At 53.0% G+C, this 387-nt stretch carries 1 protein-coding gene; it reads left to right on the top strand.

Features of this window, described 5'->3' with window-relative positions; all coding sequences use genetic code 11:
• Positions 1–387, top strand: a 387-nt coding sequence (locus E0L35_RS26100; protein ID WP_138801775.1) for a GDP-mannose 4,6-dehydratase, incomplete at both ends; no start/stop codon positions are given.

The raw sequence follows: 387 nt of genomic DNA, 5'->3' as shown, positions 1-387 counted from the left end.
TCACCGGTGTAACCGGACAAGACGGTTCTTACCTGGCAGAGTTTCTGCTGGAAAAAGGTTACGAGGTGCATGGTATTAAGCGTCGCGCATCGTCATTCAACACCGAGCGCGTGGATCACATTTATCAGGATCCGCACACCTGCAACCCGAAATTCCATCTGCATTATGGCGACCTGAGTGATACCTCTAACCTGACGCGCATTTTGCGTGAAGTACAGCCGGATGAAGTGTACAACCTGGGCGCAATGAGCCACGTTGCGGTCTCTTTTGAGTCACCAGAATATACCGCTGACGTCGACGCGATGGGTACGCTGCGCCTGCTGGAGGCGATCCGCTTCCTCGGTCTGGAAAAGAAAACTCGTTTCTATCAGGCTTCCACCTCTGAAC

Origin of the sequence: Halomonas sp. ATBC28 (genome assembly GCF_005937175.1) — a bacterium.
In the GTDB taxonomy this organism is placed as follows: Bacteria; Pseudomonadota; Gammaproteobacteria; order Pseudomonadales; family Halomonadaceae; genus Vreelandella; species Vreelandella titanicae.
This window is presented reverse-complemented; position numbering and strand designations above follow the sequence as displayed.